This is a genomic window from Kitasatospora sp. NPDC059646 (assembly GCF_042734615.1).
In the GTDB taxonomy this organism is placed as follows: domain Bacteria; phylum Actinomycetota; class Actinomycetes; order Streptomycetales; family Streptomycetaceae; genus Kitasatospora.
The window spans coordinates 72,618-91,901 of record NZ_JBHWDS010000014.1 but is presented as its reverse complement, the minus strand read 5'-3'; the positions used below and the strand labels follow the sequence as shown (position 1 = coordinate 91,901).

Sequence of the window (19,284 nt, the reverse complement as noted above, 5' to 3'; positions counted from 1 at the left end):
AAAAGGAACGGTCCGCCCGGAAACCCCGGGCGGACCGTTCCGCGTTTCAGCGCGAATACCGCTTGAGCTCTTCGGTGTCGAGGGTGATGCCGACCGGGTCGGGCAGCGCCACCTCGTGACCGTAGGCCAGCGTCACGACACTCTCGTAGCGATCGCCGTGCGGCTCGCTGTGCACGGTCACCGAACCGGCGTCGCGGTCGATCAGCAGGTACACCGGGATCCCGGCCTCGGCGTACGCCACCGGCTTCTCGACCCGGTCGCGCCGGTGGGTGTCGGCGTCGTAGGACGTCACCTCCACCACCATGAGCACCTGATCGGGATCGGCCCACTCGCCCTGCCCGGCGAACGCGCCGTCCCGGGCGAGCGCGCCGTCCGGCTTCGCGTGGCCGGACCGGTAGCGGTCCACCCGCAGTCCCTGCTCGGCGTACAGCCACAGATCCGGGCGGTACTGCATGCAGCGCTTCGAGACCCACCGAATGATCTCGCCGTGGTCGCCGTCGGGCACCGGCTTGACTCCGATCCTGCCGTTGATGAACTCGAGCACCACGTCCCTTCGCTCTGCCGCTATGGCGATCTCTCTGAACTCGTCGAGTTCCATCTGCGGGCGCTCAGTCGTCATGACAGCCATGGTGACCTCCTCGGGGAGCTGCGGCCACAGTATGGGCAGTTCGACACTCGGCCCGCGGGTCTTTGCCTCTTCCTACCCGCCAGTAGCTGGGCTACAGTGTCGGCACGCGCCAGCGCCGGGCTTCGGGAGCCGCACCGGCCGGTCGCGTTCTCTCTCCCTGTGTGCGCGTCGGCGTCGCTTCATGATCTTTGTCGGAGCGCCTGAGCACCACGGCACTGCCCCTCGACGGAACCGGAGCGGACCGGTCCGTACCGCGGGGTCGCCGCTGTTCTTCTTCCGTTCCCCGTTTCTCCCGTGCCGCCGGCACACCCTCCCCCGTCACACCCTCCACCCGGGTTCGCGCTGCCGCGGCCGGGTGGTGGCGGGGGCCGCGGCACGGGCCCATGACAAGGAGTCAGGACAATGGAGCGTCCCTTCCCCACTGTTGCCGTCGTCGGCCTGGGCACCATGGGTGCCGGCGTGGCCGTGGCGGTGGCCCGCAGCGGCCGGCGGGTGATCGGCGTGGAGGCCGGCCCGACCCAGGCGCTGCGCGCGCTGGACCGGATCGAGGCGGCCACCGCCCGCGCGGTGGCGCGTGAGCGGCTGACCGCCGAGGAGCGCACCGCGCTGCTCGCGCTGATCGAGGTCGGCGACGACCTGACCGCGGCCGCGCAGGCGGACCTGGTGATCGAGGAGGTCCCGGAGGACCTGGAGCTGAAGCGCTCGCTGTTCGCCGAACTGGACCGGATCTGCCCGCCGGAGACGGTGCTGGCGACCGGCACCACCGCGCTGAGCGTGACCCGGATCGCGGCGGCCACCGCCCGCCCGGAGCGGGTGCTCGGCGTGCACTTCTTCAACCCGGTGCACACCATGAGGCTGGTCGAGGTGGTCCGCACCGTGCTGACGTCGCCCCAGGCCGCCGACCAGGTCGCCGAGTTGGCCCGCGACCTGGGCAAGGAACCGGTCGCGGCGGGCGACCGGGCGGGCTTCATCGCCAACGGCCTGCTGTTCGCCTACCTGAACCAGGCGGCGGCGATGTACGAGTCCCGGTACGCCACCCGGGAGGACATCGACGCGGCGATGCGGCTGGGCTGCGGCCTGCCGATGGGCCCGCTCGCGCTGCTCGACCTGATCGGCGTGGACACCGCCCGCACGGTGCTGGAGGCGATGTACGAGCAGTCCCGGGACCGGCTGCACGCCCCGGCGCCGATCCTCGGCCAGCTGGTCGCGGCGGGTCTGCTGGGCCGCAAGTCGGGCCGCGGCTTCTACACCTACGCGGCCCCGGGCTCGTCCAAGGTGGTCGACGGGCGGGCCGCGGCCGCGAAGCCGCGCCCGGCCGGCCGGGAGGTGCGCAGCGTCGGCGTGTGCGGCAGCGGGACGATGGCGACCGGCATCGTGGAGGTGTTCGCGAAGGCGGGCTTCCCGGTGCTGCTGGCGGCCCGCAGCCAGGAGAAGGCGGAGCGGGCGAAGGCGCAGCTGGCGAAGTCGCTGGAGCGTTCGGTGTCCCGCGGCCGGCTGACCGAGCAGGCCCGGGACGAGGCGCTGGCGCTGGTCACCCCGGCGTCCGGCTACCAGGACCTGGCGGACGTCGACCTGGTGGTGGAGGCGGTGGCGGAGGACCTCGCGGTCAAGCGCGAGCTGTTCGCGACCCTGGACAAGATCGTCAAGCCGGGCGCGGTGCTGGCCACCACCACCTCCTCGCTCCCGGTGATCTCCTGCGCGACGGCGACCGGCCGCCCGCAGGACGTGGTCGGCATGCACTTCTTCAACCCGGCGCCGGCCATGAAGCTGGTCGAGGTGGTCTCCACGGTGCTGACCGCGGAGGACGTCACGGCGACCGTGCTGGAGCTGTGCGCCGCGGTGAAGAAGCACCCGGTGGAGTGCGGCGACCGGGCCGGTTTCATCGTGAACGCCCTGCTCTTCCCGTACCTGAACGACGCGGTGCGGATGCTGGAGGAGCACTACGCGACGGTGGACGACATCGACACCGCGATGAAGCTGGGCTGCGGCTACCCGATGGGCCCGTTCGAGCTGCTGGACGTGGTGGGCCTGGACGTGTCGCTGACCATCGAGAAGGTGCTGCACCAGGAGTTCCGGGAGCCGGGCCTGGCGGCCGCGCCGCTGCTGGAGCACCTGGTCGCGGCGGGCTGCCTGGGCCGCAAGACCGGCCGCGGTTTCCGCGACCACGCACGGCGATGACCGGCCGTCCGGGGTCCTCGCCGAGCCCCCGTCCGTCGCCCGCCGGGGGCGTCGACCCGGCTGCGCCCCGGCCCCCTTGGGGGGCCGGCACGGTCTCCTCGCGGTGGCCCCGGCCCGTCGTGGCACCGCCCTCCGCGCCGGTGCGCAGGGCCAGGCCGGCGGGGGCGGCACCGGGTGCGTGTAGCGTTCCCGGCATGGATCGCCAGACCTCGCCTTCCCAGCAGCAGCCGCCGGCCGCCGGGCCGGACCAGTCGCGGTCGGGGGTGGAGTCCGGACCGGGCAGTCGCCGGGCCGCCGCCCAGCGGCTGCAGATGCGCCAGGACCTCACGGCGGCGGCCATGCAGCTGTTCGCCACCCAGGGGTACGAGGAGACGACGGTCGACCAGATCGCGGCCGCGGCCGGGGTGGCCCGGCGCACCTTCTTCCGGTACTTCCGGTCGAAGGAGGAGGCGATCTTCCCGGACCACGACGACACCCTGGTGCGGGTGGCCGACCTGCTGGCCAGCGCCGAGCCGGAGGAGCACCCGCTGGACGTGGTGTGCCGGGGCATCAAGGAGGTGCTGCGGATGTACGCCTCCACCCCGGACATGTCGGTGGCCCGCTACCAGCTGATCCGCCAGGTCCCGGCGCTGCGCGAGCGGGAGATCGCGGTGGTCTCCCGGTACGAGCGGCTGTTCACCCGGTACCTGCTGGGCCGGTTCGACGCGGCCGAGCAGACCCCGCCGGGCTGGCAGCGCGGCGGGGACGACGACTCGATGCTGGCCGAGGTGTCGGCGGCGGCGGTGGTCGCGGCCCACAACCACGTGCTGCGGCGCTGGCTGCGGGCCGGCGGGCACGGCGACGTGGAGGCGCAGCTGGACCACTCCTTCGAGGTGATCCGGGGGACGTTCTGGCCGACCCCGCCGAGCGGTGCCCGCCGCCGCGGCACCACCCTGGCACCGGGTGCCAATGGTGACGGTGTGACGTCGGAGGACTCCGCTGCCGTGAGCGCACTGAGTGCCAGCCCGGGTGGTGAGGTACTGATCACAGTCGCTCGCACGGATGCCCCGCTGGAGACCGTGGTGGATTCGATCCGGGCCGCGCTGGCGGGGCGAAACACCGTGTAATCCAGGCAGTTTCAGCAGGTGACAGGCAGATTCGAAGGCCCGTTCCCGGTTTCGGGAACGGGCCTTCGCGCATCCCGCGCAACCCTCCGGAGGGAGTGTTCTGGCTCACGCCACAAGTTGGCACCCCGTGTCTTTACGAGTGGCACAGGGTGCCACTACCTTGTTGCCACCGGTCGCGGCGCCGCGGCTCCCCACCTCGGCGCGCCGTCGTCCGGTGTCCCCCCACCTGGGGGACGCGCACCCGCGACTCCACCCCTTCCGTCGCACCACAGCAGTACCGCCCTCAGACCCTCAGCGAAGCCGGTGTCCGCTCCCGGCTCCCCCAGACGCCCTGTGTCCCTCGCACAGGTACGCCTTCGGAGGCAGCCATGCAGGAAATTCTCGACGCGATCCTCAGTGGCAACGCCACGTCCGCCGACTACGCGGGCCTCGCGCTGCCCGAGTCCTACCGGGCCGTGACGCTCCACAAGGACGAGGAGCAGATGTTCGCCGGCCTCGCCAGCCGCGACAAGGACCCGCGCAAGTCGCTGCACCTCGACGAGGTGCCGCTGCCCGAACTCGGCCCCGGCGAGGCCCTGGTGGCCGTGATGGCCAGCTCGGTCAACTACAACACGGTGTGGAGCTCGATCTTCGAGCCGGTCTCCACCTTCGGCTTCCTGGAGCGCTACGGCCGCCTGTCGCCGCTGACGAAGCGTCACGACCTGCCGTACCACGTGCTCGGCTCCGACCTGGCGGGCGTGGTGCTGCGCACCGGCGCCGGCGTCAACGCCTGGAAGCCGGGCGACGAGGTCGTCGCGCACTGCCTGTCGGTCGAGCTGGAGTCCCCCGACGGCCACAACGACACGATGATGGACCCGGAGCAGCGCATCTGGGGCTTCGAGACCAACTTCGGCGGCCTGGCCCAGATCGCCCTGGTGAAGACGAACCAGCTGCTCCCCAAGCCCAAGCACCTCACCTGGGAGGAGGCCGCCTCCCCGGGCCTGGTCAACTCCACCGCCTACCGCCAGCTGGTCTCGCGCAACGGCGCGGGCATGAAGCAGGGCGACAACGTGCTGATCTGGGGCGCCAGCGGCGGCCTCGGCTCGTACGCCACCCAGTACGCGCTGGCCGGCGGCGCCACCCCGATCTGCGTGGTCTCCAGCCCGCAGAAGGCGGAGATCTGCCGGGCGATGGGCGCGGAGGCGATCATCGACCGCAACGCCGAGGGCTACCGGTTCTGGAAGGACGAGCACAACCAGGACCCGCGCGAGTGGAAGCGGTTCGGCGCGAAGATCCGCGAGTTCACCGGCGGCGAGGACGTGGACATCGTCTTCGAGCACCCCGGCCGCGAGACCTTCGGCGCGTCCGTCTACGTCACCCGCAAGGGCGGCACCATCGTCACCTGCGCCTCCACCTCCGGCTACATGCACCAGTACGACAACCGCTACCTGTGGATGTCGCTCAAGCGGATCGTCGGCTCGCACTTCGCCAACTACCGGGAGGCCTTCGAGGCCAACCGCCTGGTGGCCAAGGGCAAGATCCACCCGACCCTGTCCAAGGTGTACTCGCTGGAGGAGACCGGGCAGGCCGCGCTCGACGTGCACCAGAACCGGCACCAGGGCAAGGTCGGCGTGCTCTGCCTGGCCCCGCAGGAGGGCCTGGGCGTGCGCGACCAGGAGCTGCGGGCGCAGCACCTCACCAAGATCAACGCCTTCCGGGACATCTGATGGGCGCCCAGGAACGCGACCGCCCCTGGCTGATGCGCACCTACGCCGGCCACTCCACCGCGAGCGACTCCAACGCGCTGTACCGGCGCAACCTCGCCAAGGGGCAGACCGGCCTGTCGGTGGCCTTCGACCTGCCGACCCAGACCGGCTACGACTCCGACCACGTCCTCGCCCGCGGCGAGGTCGGCCGGGTCGGCGTGCCGGTCGGTCACCTGGGCGACATGCGGACCCTGTTCGACGGGATCCCGCTGGAGCGCACCAACACCTCGATGACCATCAACGCCACCGCCATGTGGCTGCTGGCGCTGTACCAGGTGGTCGCCGAGGAGCAGGGCGCGGACATCGCCAAGCTGACCGGCACCACCCAGAACGACATCGTCAAGGAGTACCTGTCGCGCGGGACGCACGTCTTCCCGCCCGGCCCGTCCGTGCGGCTGATCACCGACATGATCGCCTACACGGTGGCGCACATCCCTAAGTGGAATCCGATCAACATCTGCAGCTACCACCTGCAGGAGGCCGGGGCGACCCCGGTCCAGGAGATCGCCTACTCGATGTGCACCGCGATCGCCGTCCTCGACGCCGTCCGCGACTCCGGGCAGGTCCCGGCCGAGCGGATGGGCGAGGTGGTGGCCCGGATCTCCTTCTTCGTCAACGCGGGCGTCCGCTTCGTCGAGGAGATGTGCAAGATGCGGGCCTTCACCCGGCTCTGGGAGAAGGTCACCCGGGAGCGCTACGGCATCGAGGACGCCAAGCAGCGGCGCTTCCGCTACGGCGTGCAGGTCAACTCGCTCGGCCTGACCGAGGCGCAGCCGGAGAACAACGTCCAGCGCATCGTCCTGGAGATGCTGGCCGTCACGCTGTCCAAGGACGCCCGCGCTCGGGCCGTCCAACTCCCGGCCTGGAACGAGGCGTTGGGCCTGCCGCGGCCGTGGGACCAGCAGTGGTCGCTGCGCATCCAGCAGGTGCTGGCGTACGAGTCGGACCTGCTGGAGTACGGCGACCTGTTCAACGGCTCGCACGTGGTCGAGGCGAAGACCGAGGAGCTGCTGGCCGGCGCCGAGGCGGAGATCGCCAAGGTGCTGGAGATGGGCGGGGTGATCCCGGCCGTCGAGTCCGGCTACCTGAAGTCCAGCCTGGTGGCCTCGCACGCCGCCCGGCGGGCCCGGATCGAGGCCGGCGAGGACAAGATCGTCGGCGTCAACTGCTTCGACACCACCGAGGAGAGCCCGCTCACCGCCGACCTGGACACCGCCATCATGGTGGTCGACCCGGCGTCCGAGCGGTCCGTGCTGGCCAACCTGGAGGCCTGGCGCGGCAGTCGGGACGAGGCCGCGGTGCAGGTGGCGCTGGCCCGCCTGAAGGAGGCGGCCGCCACCGAGGAGAACCTGATGGCGGCCACCCTGGCCTGCGCCCGGGCCGGCGCCACCACCGGCGAGTGGTCGTTCGCGCTGCGCGAGGTGTTCGGCGAGTACCGCGCCCCCACCGGGGTCGGCGGCGCGCCGGTCGCGGTCGCCGCCGAGCCGGGCGGCGAACTCGCCGCCGTCCGCGAGGCCGTCGCCGCCACCGCCGCCGAGCTCGGCACCGGCAAGCTGCGCCTGCTGGTCGGCAAGCCCGGCCTGGACGGGCACTCCAACGGCGCCGAGCAGATCGCCGTGCGGGCCCGCGACGCCGGCTTCGAGGTGGTCTACCAGGGCATCCGCCTGACGCCCGAACAGATCGTCTCGGCCGCCGTCGCCGAGGACGTGCACTGCGTGGGCCTGTCCATCCTCTCCGGCGCGCACCCGGAGCTTGTGCCCGACGTCATACAGCGGTTGGACCGGGCCGGGGTGGAGGATGTGCCGGTGATCGTGGGTGGAATCATCCCGGCAGCGGACGCCGAGGTCCTCAGGGCCGCCGGAGTCGCCGCCGTGTTCACACCCAAGGACTTCGGCATCACCACCATCATCGGCCGGATCGTGGACGAGATCCGGCTGGCCAACAGGCTCCAGCCGTGGGCCGCGACCACCGCCGCGGCCAGCTGACCCGGAAGGAACTCCCCCCAATGACTGTGAACCGCCTCCGTCCGCGCCGTTCCTGCCTGGCGGTGCCGGGCAGCAACCCGCGCTTCCTGGAGAAGGCCCAGGGCCTGCCCGCCGACCAGGTCTTCCTGGACCTGGAGGACGCCTGCGCCCCGCTGGTCAAGGAGTCCGCCCGCCACAACATCGTGGACGCCCTGAACAACGGCGACTGGGGCGGCAAGACCCGGGTCGTCCGGGTCAACGACTGGACCACGCACTGGACCTACCGCGACGTCATCACCGTGGTCGAGGGCGCCGGGCAGAACCTGGACTGCATCATGCTGCCCAAGGTGCAGGACGCCCAGCAGGTGATCGCGCTGGACCTGCTGCTCACCCAGATCGAGAAGACGGTCGGCCTGGAGGTCGGCAAGATCGGCATCGAGGCGCAGATCGAGAACGCCAAGGGCCTGATCAACGTGGACGCCATCGCGCAGGCCTCGCCGCGCCTGGAGACCATCATCTTCGGCCCGGCCGACTTCATGGCCTCCATCAACATGAAGTCCCTGGTGGTCGGCGAGCAGCCGCCCGGCTACGGCGCCGACGCCTACCACTACATCCTGATGCGCATCCTGATGGCCGCCCGCGCCAACGACCTGCAGGCGATCGACGGCCCCTACCTGCAGATCCGCAACCAGGAGGGCTACCGCGAGGTCGCCCGCCGCTCCGCCGCCCTGGGCTTCGACGGCAAGTGGGTGCTGCACCCGGACCAGGTCGCCGCCGCGAACGAGATCTACTCGCCGGCGCAGGAGGACTACGACCACGCCGAGCTGATCCTCGACGCCTACGACTGGTGCACCTCCGAGGCGGGCGGCGCCAAGGGCTCCGCGATGCTCGGCGACGAGATGATCGACGAGGCCAGCCGCAAGATGGCCCTGGTCATCGCCGGCAAGGGCCGCGCCGCGGGCATGCAGCGCACCACCAAGTTCGAGATCCCTGGAGCCTGACGCGATGCAGTTCGGACGCACCTACGAGGAGTTCGAGGTCGGCGCGGTCTACAAGCACTGGCCCGGGAAGACCGTCACCGAGTACGACGACCACCTGTTCTGCCTGCTCACCATGAACCACCACCCGTTGCACATGGACGCCAACTACGCGACCACCACCGTGCAGGGGCAGAACGTGGTGGTCGGCAACTACGTCTACTCGCTGCTGCTGGGCATGTCCGTCCCGGACGTCTCCGGCAAGGCGATCGCCAACCTGGAGATCGAGTCGCTGCGGCACATCGCGCCGACCTTCCACGGCGACACGATCTACGGCGAGACCACCGTTCTCGACAAGAACATGACATCGAAGCCGGACCGCGGCATCGTGTACGTCGAGACCAAGGGCTACAAGCAGGACGGCACCGTCGTCTGCATCTTCCGCCGCAAGGTGATGGTGCCGACCGAGGCGTACAACAAGGAGCGCGGCGGCGAGCAGCCGGGGCGCCCCGAGCCGCTGGCCTGACGCCCCTTCAGACCCCGGACGGGCGGGCCGCCGTCATCGGCCCAGCCCCTACCCGGTTCCCGGGGGCTCCGCGGCAGCCACGCGCCGCGGAGCCCCCTCACCCTCATCCCTCTTGAGCATTCACGGAGCCGCACGATGGGACGCCTCGCACAGACCGACGGCCTCACCGAGATCCAGCGGGACATCCTCGCCACCGTGCGGGAGTTCGTCGACAAGGAGATCATCCCGGTCGCCACCGAGCTGGAGCACAAGGACGAGTACCCGACCGCCGTCGTCGAGGGCATGAAGCAGCTCGGCCTGTTCGGCCTGACCATCCCCGAGGAGTACGGCGGCCTCGGCGAGTCGCTGCTCACCTACGCCCTGGTGGTGGAGGAGATCGCCCGCGGCTGGATGTCGGTCTCCGGCATCGTCAACACCCACTTCATCGTGGCGCACATGATCAACGCGCACGGCACCCAGGAGCAGAAGGACTACTTCCTGCCGAAGATGGCCGCCGGCGAGCTGCGCGGCGCCTTCTCGATGTCCGAGCCGGGCCTCGGCTCCGACGTGTCGGCGATCTCCACCAAGGGCGTGAAGGACGGCGACTTCTACGTCCTGAACGGCCAGAAGATGTGGCTGACCAACGGCGGCACCTCGTCCGTCGTCGCGGTGCTCTGCAAGACCGACGAGGGCGGCAACACGCCCTACAAGAACATGACCACCTTCCTGATCGAGAAGACCCCGGGCTTCGGGCCGAACGAGACCGTCCCCGGCCTCACCGTCCCCGGCAAGATCGAGAAGATGGGGTACAAGGGCGTCGACACCACCGAGCTGGTGCTCCAGGACGTCCGGATCCCGGCGGACCGGATCCTCGGCGGCGTCCCCGGCAAGGGCTTCTACCAGATGATGGACGGCGTCGAGGTCGGCCGGGTCAACGTGGCGGCCCGCGGCTGCGGCGTGGCCCGCCGGGCGTTCGAGCTGGGCATCGCCTACGCCCAGCAGCGCACCACCTTCGGCAAGAAGATCGCCGAGCACCAGGCGATCCAGTTCAAGCTCGCCGAGATGGCCACCAAGGTCGAGGCCGCGCACCAGATGATGGTGATGGCCGCCCGCAAGAAGGACAGCGGGCAGCGCAACGACCTGGAGGCCGGCATGGCCAAGTACCTGGCCTCCGAGTACTGCAAGGAGGTCGTCGAGGACTCGTTCCGGATCCACGGCGGCTACGGCTTCTCCAAGGAGTACGAGATCGAGCGGCTGTACCGGGAGGCCCCGATGCTGCTGATCGGTGAAGGTACGGCGGAGATCCAGAAGATGATCGTGGGACGTCGCCTGCTGGAGGAGTACCGGCTCGCCGACTGAGGCAGTCCCGTTCCGGGGCCGGCGGCGGGCGTGCGGGCCCGCTCCGGCCGAACCGTGCCCACCCCCGGCCTGGTCAGCCGATCCCGGGTCGGGCACGGCGCACGAGGCGGCCGTCCGGCGCGTTTCCCCAGGTACGCGCCGGGCGGCCGCTTCCGTGCACTGCCTGTGACCGGCGTGTCGCTGAGACGTGAATCACCCGTGACCCGAGACCTCTTGGGGAACCGCACCCCGTGCGGTTACGGTCGTACACATAGCAGGTGCACGACTCGGCAGGCAGGCGTAGTTCGACTAGCAGGCGGCTTGCCCAGATACCGGCAGGTCCCGATAGCATCCACCGGGACAGCAGCCGTCCCAGACAACTCGATCCCCGCGGTGGCCCCCGTCCAGGGGCCATTCAGTGTCCCCGCGCGGGGCCCGCGACTAAAGGTCCTCGATGCCCATCAGCCCGTCCCCTCACACCTCCGCCCAGGGTTTCGTTCCCGAGGGTCGGCGTCCCCGCGTGACCATCGCGCGCGGTGCCACCCCCTGGTTCGTCCCCACCCTGGCCACCGCCGCCGTGACGACCGCCCTCACCCGGCGCTCCGGCAAGTGGGCCCTGGCGGCCGTGCCGGCCTGCGCGCTCAGCGCGGGCATGCTGTGGTTCTTCCGCGACCCCGAGCGGGAGATCGGCGCCGGCAGAGTGATCTCCCCGGCCGACGGCGTGGTCCAGTCCATCGACGAGTGGCCGGACGGCCGCACCCGCGTCGCGATCTTCATGAGCCCGCTCAACGTCCACGTCAACCGCGCGCCGCTGGCCGGCACCGTGACGTCGGTCGAGCACATCGCCGGTGGGTTCGTCCCGGCGTTCAACAAGGACAGCGACCGCAACGAGCGCGTCGTGTGGCACTTCGACACCGAGCTCGGCGACATCGAGATGGTGCAGATCGCGGGCGCCGTCGCCCGCCGCATCGTCCCCTACATGGACGCCGGCACCAAGGTCGAGCAGGGCGAGCGGGTCGGTCTGATCCGCTTCGGCTCCCGCGTCGACACCTACCTGCCGGCGGGCGTCGAGGTCGGCGTCACGGTCGGCCAGAAGACCACCGCCGGGGTGACTCGCCTTGACCGTGACTGATCCGGAAGCTCTCGTCGGCCTCGCCGACGAGGAATCCACCGAGCTGCGACGCCGCCGCTGGGCGCGGGACCGCGAACTGCGCGCCCCCCGCTCCCCGCAGCACCTGTCCACCGCCGACTTCCTGACCCTCGGCAACGCCGTCTGCGGCTTCCTCGCCATCTACTCGACCACCACCGGCATCCTGATGCCGCACCTCACCGGTGAGTCGAACGCCCCGGTCAAGCACAGCGCCGCCACCGTGGTGACGCTGCTGCTGATCGGCGCGATGTGCGACCTCTTCGACGGCCTGGTGGCGCGCAAGCTGCGCTCCTCCGCGCTCGGCGCCGAGCTCGACAACCTGGCCGACCTGATCAGCTTCGGCATCGCGCCGGCGTACTTCGTCGCGGTGTGGGGCCTGGTCTCCTCCGGCTCCAACCAGCAGCTGTCCGCGTTCATCGCGCTGACCGTCCTGCTGGCGGTGGTGCTCCGGCTCGCCAGGTTCTCCGCCGTGAAGATGCGGCCGGGGATCTTCCAGGGCATGCCGTGCCCGATGGGCGCGATGACCGTCATCGCGATCGTGCTGCTCGACCCGCCGTTCGTCCCCGGCCTGCTGCTGATCTTCGGCGTGGCCTACCTGATGGTCAGCCGGATCGAGTACCCGAAGCCGCAGGGCCTGCTCGCCACCGCCACGGTGGCCTGGATCGTGGTCTCCATCGGCTGCCTGGCCTCCTGGGCCGCGGGCCTGCCCGGCGGCGACACCCTGATGCACATCGGCGCGCTCGCCCAGATCGCGCTGGCCGCGATGGCCCCGCTGCTGGTCATCCGCCGCAAGGTCGGCGAGAAGGTGGGCGTGGTCCGCGCCCGCCGCGCGGAGAACCGCGGCTGACGACAGCGCAGCAGGAAGCCCCCCGTCCGGATCGGACGGGGGGCTTTCGCGTTGCCGTGCGCTCAGGCGCCGCCGGTGTGCACCGAGAAGGCGCTGCGGCGGGCGGCGCGGGCCACCGCCGGGTCCGGGTGGACCGAGGCGACGGCCGTCAGCACGCTCGCGGCGCGCGGGTGGCCGGACTGCCGGGCGCGGTGGAACAGCCGGACGGGCTCACCCGCCGACGCGCCCTCGACGTGCCCGACCAGCAGCGCGGTCTCGCCGTGGTCGAGGACGGCGGCGGCGGTGTCCACCCACAGCCAGGCGGCGTCCTCCGCGCCGAGCACGTCGGCCGGGGAGACGCCCCCCTCGTCCAGCTGTTCGGCCAGCCAGAGCAGCGCGTAGGGCCGCAGGACGGCCTCCTCGACGGCGGCCCGGACGCCCTGCTCGGCGGTGGAGCCGGCCACCACCCGCAGCGCCTCGAAGGCCAGGCCGCGGACCAGGGCGTCCTCGCCGCGGGCGGCTTCCAGGAGTTCGGCGACCGCCCGGTCCGCGGGACGGGCGGCGACCCAGGCGCGGAACTCGGCGCGGGCCGGCCCCGGGCTGTAGTCGGCGCAGGCGCTCAGCAGCTCCTGGGCGCTCTGCTCGATGTGGCCGGCGGCGGTCTGCGCGACGGTGCAGATCTCCTCCAGCTTGGCGCGCACCGCCCAGTGGCCGAGCGGGGAGAGCTCGGCGGCCTCGTCCTGCCGGCTGAGCGCGCCGACGGCGGCCAGGCCGTCGAGCATCCAGTCCAGGACGGCGGCCACGTCGGCGGGCGAGTGCGGGGTGTCGATCTGCGGCTCGCGGCAGGTGCCGCGGACGGCGGAGACCGCGGACGCGGCGTGCGGCACCGGGGAGAGCGGGAAGGTGCCGGGGCCGAGGCGGCGCTCGTCCAGGCCGCGGCGGAGCAGTTCGAGCAGTTCGCTGTCGGCGACCGGCCCGTCCACCAGGTGCAGGAAGGACAGCAGCTGCGGGGCCTGGTCGACCGCCTGGCCGGCCAGCTGGGCGAACACGCCGCGCAGCGCGGCGGGCGGCACCGGGGCGAGCAGCGTCCAGGCGTCGAACAGCGCGGACCAGCCGCGGATCACGGCCTCGTCGTCGCGCTCCCAGGCGTGCAGCCGCCAGCCGGGCCCGGCGCCGCCGTCGCGGAGCTCGACCAGGCCGACCAGCAGCGCCTGGCCCCAGGCGTTGGCGGCGGCGCCGACGGTCATGGCGAGGGCGCGGCCGGCGGCGCGGGCGTCCTCGGGGAGGAGCTCGCCGCGCTTGTCGACCTCGGTGAGCTCGCCGGCCCAGTGGGCGACGCGCACCGCGTCGGCGAGCATCCGGCGGGCCAGCGGGGCGAGTTCGGCGGGTGCGGGGAAGCCGTCCGGGACGGGCACTCGGCCCCGTCCGGGCTTGGCGGGTACCCGGCGGCGGTTGGCTGCGGCGGGTACGGTGCCCTCCGCACGCCCGACGGCCGTTCCGGGCAGACGGGTCACCGTCGCACCGATGCGGCGGGGCGGGTGCGGGGCATCACGGTCGCGCGGGTTCCGAGACGTCACGCCGTGCAGTCTTCCCCTTGCACGGGCCTTCTGTCACATCGACTGCCGGGCTGTCTCGGCGCATTGTCCGAACCGTTCGAACGGCGGCCGGACAAGCCGTGTCAAAGCGGGACGAACCACTCCACTTCCCGTCATGGACATGTCGCAGAGTGTCACCGTCCCGGGATGAGGACGCGGCGGACCCGGTTCCGGTTCCCCCGTGCGGCCGCCGGACGCTCACAGCAGCGGGGTCAGGAAGCGCCGCAGCGCCTCGGTGTACCCGGCCGGATCGGCGTTCCACAGCGCCGCGTGCTCGGCCTGTGGCACCGGGTGCAGGCTGACCAGGTCCTCCCGCTCCGCCGCGAGCCTCCGGGCGGCCGCCCACGGCGTGATCGGGTCGTCCGGGCTCTGCAGCAGCAGCGTCGGCGCGGGCAGGTCGGCGCCGGACGCGATCCGGGCGAAGTCGGCCAGGTCCACGCCGGTGCGGCCCTGCGCGGCGAGCGTACCCAGCTCCGCCAGCACCGGGGACGCGCCGCCGCGGGCCGCCGCCCGCCGCACCGACTCCGACCAGTCCAGCACCGGGGAGTCCAGCACCAGCCCCGCGATCCGCTCCCGCCGGGCCGAACGGGCCGCCGTCTGGAGCGCGATGGTCGCGCCCATCGACCAGCCGCACAGCACGACCCGGCCCGCGCCGTGGTCGAGCGCCGCCCCGATCGCCGCGTCCACGTCGTGCCACTCGGTCTCGCCGAAGTGCCCCAGCCCGTCCGGCGACGCCGGGGCGCCGGCATCGCCCCGGTAGGTGATCGTCAGCGTGGGCAGCCGCAGTGCGTGCAGCAGCGGCAGCACCGGCAGCGCCTGCGAACGGTCCGCCGCCGCGCCGTGGACCAGCACCACACAGGTGCCGCGCATCCCCGTCGTCCGCCAGGCCGGGAACGCCCCGAGGTCGCCGGGGACGGCGGTGTCCGTGAAGTCCAGACCGAGAGCGGAGCGCGGATCCCCGATCAGCACCCGCGGGGTCAGCCGGACCTCCGTACCCACGGCGAGGGTGCCGTGCTCGGCCCGCTCCAGCCGCCTGGTCACCCGCCCGCCGCCCCTGCCGAGCACCTCCCCCACCACCGCGTGGCCGCCCCCGTCCCACTCCAGCGCGTAGTGCCCCCGGCGGACGGTGTCCGCGGTCGCCGTCAGCGTCACCCGCCCCGGCCCCAGCTCGTGCACCGTCACCGCCTGCGGCGGCGTGGCCGCGGACGGCTGCACCACCCGGTCCGACACCTTCCGGCCGAGCAGCAGGAACGCCCCCGCTCCGGCCCCTGCGGCGGCTGCTGCGACAACGGCGGCGGTTCCCCAACGCATGGCGGTCTCCCGAGTGCTGACGGTCCAGTACCTCCAGTGCACCCGCCCCGGGGCCACTCGGCGAATCGGCGCGCTTTCACGGCTGGGCCATACGGTGCTCCGACGGCGACCTTCGGATCGGGTTCCGCACTGCTGCGAAGGGTGGGAGCAGCACGAAAGCCCACCGGCGCGACGGAAGTGTCCGCCTGTACGGCAACGAACCGCCGTCGGTCGACGCCCCGGAGGAGGTTGCCCGAACGGCGATCCTGCACGGGCCTCCGACCTCGCCCGGCGATTCCGGAGGAGGGGTGGATCCGCAGCGCAGTGGGAATTCAGCACACGAATCGCCGCCCGGGGCGCGACCGTTCCCGAATCCCTGTTTCGGGACAGTCCGGAGACGGCCGCTGCCGATGCCCGAGTCCCTTTCCGAAGGCTCTCCAAGTCCGTCGATCAGCACGGTGTCGAGGCCGGGGAGAACGGTGTCCGACTGTCCGCCGAGGGCGTGCGGCGACTTCGGCAGTTCGGTCACCGGGAGGTCTTCCTCCTCCGGCTGGCCGGAGAAGTGCCGGCGGACGCGGACGCCGAATTGCCGGCCCGCATGCTCGAACGATTCCGCCAGTTCCGGGGGGCGCGCTGCCCGCCTGCTCGAATCACCAGGAGCTTTCGTCTCCGGGCTGGCGCGCCGTCAGTGCACCCCTGACGCCATCCGCGACATTCCACTGCTGCGCGCCCGCTGCCCGCATGTCGGCGCTGTCGTCCCCGCCGGAGGATGATCGTCGATCGGCCGGAGGCGAGCTGGTCGTCCTCGTGCGGTCCCAGTGGGTGGGCCGTCGGGCGGCGACGGTGTGTGACCAAACGCTCCGTCGCGTCGGTTGACTGGCCGGAAGTGGGCGTGGTGGGATCTTCGGGCCAAACGGAGGTAAACAGAGGAAGCCGGTGCGAGTCCGGCGCGGTCCCGCCACTGTGACCGGGAACCCCACGAGGGGTGACCGGAAGTCAGGAGACTCTGGCCTTCGTTCCGTCGATCCAGGGCGCGGACCCTGAGTGAGGACACGACGCCATGCGGGCTGCCCCGTACCTGGTGGGCGCGGTCGCGGGATACCTCGCGGACGCCCGACTGGGCGACCCCCGGCGCGGACACCCCGTCGCCCTGTTCGGCACCGCCGCGACCCGACTGGAGCGCCGGCTCTGGCGCGACCACCGCGGTGCGGGCGCGGCGTACACCGCGATCGCGGTCGGCGCCGTCGCGGGCGGTGCGGCGCTCGCCGCGCGGGCCGTACGGCGTTCGCCCCTGGCCTCGGCGGCGCTGACGGCCGGCGCGACGTTCACCGTCCTCGGCGGGACGTCGCTCTCCCGGGAGGCCCGGACGATCGGACGGTCGCTGGCGGACGGCGATCTGACGGCCGCTCGGGAACGCCTCCCCCACCTGTGCGGCCGCGACCCGTCCGGGCTGGACGAGCAGCAGATCGCGCGGGCCGTGGTGGAGTCCGTCGCGGAGAACACCGCCGACGCCGTCGTCAACGCGCTGGTGTGGGGCGGCATCGCGGGCACGCCCGGGCTGCTGGCGTTCCGGGCGGTGAACACGCTGGACGCGATGGTGGGGCACAAGTCCGCCCGCCACCGTCGCTTCGGCTGGGCCTCCGCCCGCCTGGACGACGTCGCCGGGTGGCCCGGCGCGCGGCTCACCGCACTGCTGACGGTCGCCGCGTCCGACTCCCCGTCGCGGGCCTGGCGGGTCTGGCGGCGGGACGGCTCCGCCCATCCCAGCCCGAACGCCGGCCAGGCCGAGGCGGCCTTCGCCGGTGCGCTGGGCGTCCAACTGGGCGGCACCCTCCGCTACGGCGACCGCGTCGAACACCGGCCCGTCCTCGGCGCGGGCCAACCCCCCGTGGCCGTCCCCGACATCGAGCGGGCCTGCCGACTCTCCCGCCGCGTCGGCCTCCTCGCCCTGGCCGCCACCGCCGGCGCACGGTTCGCAGCCGCCGCGTGGCGCAAGTGACCGCGACGCAGGGTGGCCTGTCGCTGCGACCGGCGACGGGCTGCTTCGGTGGGCTCGCCACCGCGACGCGCAGCGAGACGGCCGCGGGCGGGCGGAAGGTGCAAGTGGCTGTGCGGTGCCGGGGTTTCGGTGTTGGGTCCTCTGCCTCGCGCAGTCGCCCCTGGCGCTCGCGGGAGCGGGCGGCCGCACAGGCGGCGGGTGCCTTCGGCATGCGCGGCGCAATGGCCGCGGGCGGGCGGAAGGTGCAAGTGGCTGTGCGGCGCCGGGGTTTCGGGGTTGGGTCTTCCGCCTCGCGCAGTCGCCCCTGGTGCTCGCGGGGGCGGGCGGCCGCGGAGCAGGTGGGCGGGGCTTGCGGTTCGGGGCGGTCGTGGCGGGGCTTGGCGGCTGCCGGTTGGGTTCTTGTTTCTCGGTTCTTCGGAGGAGGTCGTCCGTGAGTGGGGCGTTGTTGGTGGCCGGGACGACTTCGGATGCCGGGAAGAGTGTGGTGACGGCGGGGATCTGCCGGTGGCTGTTGCGGAAGGGGGTGAGGGTGGCGCCGTTCAAGGCGCAGAACATGTCGTTGAATTCGTTCGTGACGGCCGATGGGGCGGAGATCGGGCGGGCGCAGGCGATGCAGGCGCAGGCGGCGGGGGTGGAGCCGGAGGCGGCGATGAATCCGGTGCTGTTGAAGCCGGGGGCGGACGGCCGGAGTCAGGTGGTGCTGATGGGGCGGGCCGTGGCGGAGGTCGGGGCGCTGGACTACCGGGATCGGAAGCCGGTGCTGCTGGAGCGGTCGTTGGAGTGTCTGGCGGACTTGCGGTCGCGGTTCGACGTGGTGGTGTGCGAGGGCGCGGGGTCTCCGGCGGAGATCAACCTGCGGGACCGGGACATCGCGAACATGGGGTTGGCGTCGGCGGCGCGGCTGCCGGTGGTGGTGGTCGGGGACATCGACCGCGGCGGGGTGTTCGCGTCGATGTTCGGGACGCTGGCGCTGCTCTCGGCGGACGACCAGTCGCTGGTCGCGGGCTGGTTCGTGAACAAGTTCCGCGGTGATGCCCGGCTGCTCGCGCCGGGGTTGACGATGTTGCGGGAGTTGACGGGCCGTCCGGTGCTGGGGACGTTCCCGATGCTGCAGGGGCTGTGGCTGGACGCGGAGGACTCGCTGGATCTGGCCTCGGTGGCGGCGCGGCCGGCGGCGGGCGGGCCGGTGGGGGCGGAGGTGTTGCGGGTCGCGGTGGTGCGGTTCCCGCGGTTGTCGAACTTCACGGACGTGGACGCGCTGGCGCAGGAGCCGGGGGTGCTGGTGCGCTGGGCGACGCGTCCGGAGGAGCTGGCGGACGCGGACCTGGCGGTGCTGCCGGGGACGCGGGCGACGGTCGCGGACCTGGAGTGGCTGCGCGGTCAGGGCCTGGTGGGGCCGCTCGCGGAGCGGGTCGCGGCGGGTCGGCCGGTGCTGGGGGTGTGCGGCGGCTACCAGATGCTGGGGCGGGAGATCGTGGACGAGGTGGAGTCGCGGGCCGGGGCGGTGGCCGGTCTGGGGCTGCTGCCGACCCGGGTGGTGTTCGGCGCGGAGAAGGTGCTGGCCCGGCCGACCGGCGTGGCGCTCGGTGAGCCGGTGGCGGGGTACGAGATCCACCACGGCGTGGTGTCGGTGGACGGTGGCGAGACGTTCGTCGCGGACGCCGGGGGCAACCCGCTGGACGGCTGCCGGGTGGGTGCGGTGTGGGGCACGACGTGGCACGGGGTGCTGGAGAACGACGCGTTCCGCCGGGCGTTCCTGGTGGAGGTGGCGCGGGCGGCGGGGCGGGCGTTCGTGCCGGCGCCGGACACCTCGTTCGCGGCGGCGCGGGAGCGGCGGCTGGACGCGCTGGGTGATCTGGTCGCGGAGCACGCCGACACGGACGCGCTGTGGAAGCTGATCGAGAACGGGGCGCCGGCGGGTCTGCCGTTCGTGCCGCCCGGGGCTCCGGCTCCGGTGGAGATGGAGGGGTCGAAGTGAGTGAA

14 protein-coding genes and 1 riboswitch are annotated in these 19,284 nt (G+C 72.5%); of the genes, 11 read left to right on the top strand and 3 right to left on the bottom strand.

Translation table 11 applies throughout. The features are described 5' to 3' along the window. Positions 1 to 46 precede the first annotated feature (46 nt). Complete coding sequence (locus tag ACFV1L_RS12695; RefSeq protein WP_380365265.1) at positions 47 to 628, bottom strand: Uma2 family endonuclease; 582 nt, start codon at positions 626 to 628, stop codon at positions 47 to 49. 402 nt (positions 629 to 1,030) lie between these two features. On the opposite strand from ACFV1L_RS12695, the gene ACFV1L_RS12690 reads away from it, so the two are divergent. From ACFV1L_RS12690 to ACFV1L_RS12650, 9 genes are all read left to right on the top strand, one after another. Further along, positions 1,031 to 2,806: a 3-hydroxyacyl-CoA dehydrogenase family protein gene (locus ACFV1L_RS12690; protein WP_380365264.1), complete on the top strand. Its 1,776-nt coding sequence runs from the start codon at positions 1,031 to 1,033 to the stop codon at positions 2,804 to 2,806. A gap of 194 nt (positions 2,807 to 3,000) precedes the next feature. Next, positions 3,001 to 3,912, top strand: coding sequence for a TetR family transcriptional regulator (locus ACFV1L_RS12685; protein ID WP_380365263.1), 912 nt, complete (start codon positions 3,001 to 3,003; stop codon positions 3,910 to 3,912). Between the two features lie 368 nt (positions 3,913 to 4,280). Next, positions 4,281 to 5,618 carry a crotonyl-CoA carboxylase/reductase gene (ccrA, locus tag ACFV1L_RS12680; protein ID WP_380365262.1) on the top strand — a complete coding sequence of 446 codons (1,338 nt, stop codon included), beginning with the start codon at positions 4,281 to 4,283 and terminating at the stop codon, positions 5,616 to 5,618. Continuing rightward, positions 5,618 to 7,642, top strand: a complete 2,025-nt coding sequence (locus ACFV1L_RS12675; protein ID WP_380365261.1) for a protein meaA — start codon at positions 5,618 to 5,620, stop codon at positions 7,640 to 7,642. The genes ccrA and ACFV1L_RS12675 overlap by 1 nt, the downstream gene beginning before the upstream one ends. A 20-nt stretch (positions 7,643 to 7,662) precedes the next feature. Further along, positions 7,663 to 8,622, top strand: coding sequence for an HpcH/HpaI aldolase/citrate lyase family protein (locus tag ACFV1L_RS12670; protein ID WP_380365260.1), 960 nt, complete (start codon positions 7,663 to 7,665; stop codon positions 8,620 to 8,622). A 4-nt stretch (positions 8,623 to 8,626) separates the two neighbouring features. Further along, the gene (locus ACFV1L_RS12665; protein WP_380365259.1) at positions 8,627 to 9,124 is read left to right on the top strand and encodes a MaoC family dehydratase; all 498 of its coding nucleotides are present in this window, start codon (positions 8,627 to 8,629) and stop codon (positions 9,122 to 9,124) included. A 135-nt stretch (positions 9,125 to 9,259) separates the two neighbouring features. Further along, positions 9,260 to 10,462 carry an acyl-CoA dehydrogenase family protein gene (locus ACFV1L_RS12660; RefSeq protein ID WP_380365258.1) on the top strand — a complete coding sequence of 401 codons (1,203 nt, stop codon included), beginning with the start codon at positions 9,260 to 9,262 and terminating at the stop codon, positions 10,460 to 10,462. Between the two features lie 433 nt (positions 10,463 to 10,895). After that, a complete protein-coding gene (locus ACFV1L_RS12655; protein WP_380365257.1) occupies positions 10,896 to 11,573 on the top strand; it encodes a phosphatidylserine decarboxylase in 678 nt (225 codons plus the stop codon). Further along, positions 11,560 to 12,438, top strand: coding sequence for a CDP-alcohol phosphatidyltransferase family protein (locus ACFV1L_RS12650; RefSeq protein WP_380365256.1), 879 nt, complete (start codon positions 11,560 to 11,562; stop codon positions 12,436 to 12,438). The genes ACFV1L_RS12655 and ACFV1L_RS12650 overlap by 14 nt, the downstream gene beginning before the upstream one ends. Before the next feature lie 62 nt (positions 12,439 to 12,500). Here ACFV1L_RS12650 and ACFV1L_RS12645 read toward each other — a convergent pair whose 3' ends face one another. Together ACFV1L_RS12645 and ACFV1L_RS12640 are read right to left on the bottom strand one after the other, a co-directional pair. Beyond that, positions 12,501 to 13,832 (bottom strand): hypothetical protein, encoded by a 1,332-nt coding sequence (locus ACFV1L_RS12645; protein WP_380365255.1) that lies wholly within the window; start codon positions 13,830 to 13,832, stop codon positions 12,501 to 12,503. A 378-nt stretch (positions 13,833 to 14,210) separates the two neighbouring features. Beyond that, positions 14,211 to 15,323 (bottom strand): alpha/beta fold hydrolase, encoded by a 1,113-nt coding sequence (locus tag ACFV1L_RS12640; protein ID WP_380365254.1) that lies wholly within the window; start codon positions 15,321 to 15,323, stop codon positions 14,211 to 14,213. A gap of 860 nt (positions 15,324 to 16,183) precedes the next feature. Continuing rightward, a riboswitch (cobalamin riboswitch) is annotated at positions 16,184 to 16,331 on the top strand. A gap of 31 nt (positions 16,332 to 16,362) precedes the next feature. Between ACFV1L_RS12640 and ACFV1L_RS12635 the strand changes: the two genes are divergently transcribed. Then, positions 16,363 to 17,301, top strand: coding sequence for a cobalamin biosynthesis protein (locus ACFV1L_RS12635; RefSeq protein ID WP_380365253.1), 939 nt, complete (start codon positions 16,363 to 16,365; stop codon positions 17,299 to 17,301). Positions 17,302 to 17,731: 430 nt separating this feature from the next. After that, on the top strand, positions 17,732 to 19,279 hold the full coding sequence (locus ACFV1L_RS12630; RefSeq protein ID WP_380365252.1) for a cobyric acid synthase: 1,548 nt from the start codon (positions 17,732 to 17,734) through the stop codon (positions 19,277 to 19,279). Positions 19,280 to 19,284 lie beyond the last annotated feature (5 nt).